The following is a 1,118-nucleotide window of genomic DNA, read 5'->3' as shown; positions in this document are numbered from 1 at the left end:
ATTGCGAAACGCAGACCGTCGTCCATTGCGATTGGTTTGATCAGTTCAACAACCAGTTTGATGTTGTCGCCTGGCATTACCATCTCAACGCCTTCTGGCAGTTCGATGGTACCGGTCACGTCAGTTGTACGGAAGTAGAACTGTGGACGGTAACCTTTGAAGAATGGGCTATGACGGCCGCCTTCTTCTTTAGACAGAATATAAACTTCTGACTCGAACTTGGTGTGTGGCTTGATTGAGCCTGGCTTAGCCAGAACCTGGCCGCGCTCAACGTCTTCACGCTTAATACCGCGCAGCAGGATACCACAGTTCTCGCCTGCACGACCTTCGTCCAGCAGCTTACGGAACATCTCAACGCCGGTACAGGTAGATTTCACGGTGTCTTTCAGACCCACGATCTCAACTTCTTCACCCACTTTAACGATACCGCGCTCTACACGACCGGTCACAACAGTACCACGGCCGGAGATGGAGAATACGTCTTCGATAGGCAGCAGGAATGGCTTGTCAATCGCACGCTCTGGCTCTGGGATGTAGCTATCCAGATGCTCAGCCAGTTCGATGATTTTTGCTTCCCACTCAGCTTCGCCCTGCAGGGCTTTCAGTGCAGAACCGCGCACGATTGGCAGGTCATCACCAGGGAAATCGTAAGCAGACAGCAGCTCACGCACTTCCATTTCTACCAGCTCCAGCAGCTCTTCGTCATCAACCATGTCACATTTGTTCATGAACACGATGATGAAAGGAACGCCAACCTGACGACCCAGCAGGATGTGCTCACGAGTCTGTGGCATTGGGCCATCAGTCGCAGCAACAACCAGGATCGCGCCGTCCATCTGAGCAGCACCGGTGATCATGTTTTTCACATAGTCGGCGTGGCCTGGGCAGTCAACGTGCGCGTAGTGGCGAGTTGGGGTGTCATATTCAACGTGAGAAGTGTTGATGGTGATACCACGTGCTTTTTCTTCTGGCGCGTTATCGATCTGGTCGAACGCACGAGCAGAACCGCCGTAGGTTTTAGCCAGAACGGTGGTGATAGCAGCAGTCAGGGTAGTTTTACCGTGGTCAACGTGGCCGATAGTACCAACGTTGACGTGCGGTTTGGAACGTTCAAATTT

Annotated in this window: 1 protein-coding gene; it reads right to left on the bottom strand. The window is 52.6% G+C overall.

What is annotated here, in order from left to right; translation table 11 throughout:
• Positions 1-1,118: elongation factor Tu (gene tuf / locus ID864_RS23650; RefSeq protein WP_099755341.1), on the bottom strand; the 1,118-nt coding region annotated here is incomplete at both ends.

This window comes from Erwinia aphidicola, from assembly GCF_014773485.1.
Taxonomy (GTDB): Bacteria; Pseudomonadota; Gammaproteobacteria; order Enterobacterales; family Enterobacteriaceae; genus Erwinia; species Erwinia aphidicola.
The sequence above is the reverse complement of the archived record's forward strand: the minus strand, read 5'-3'. Positions and strand labels throughout refer to the sequence as shown.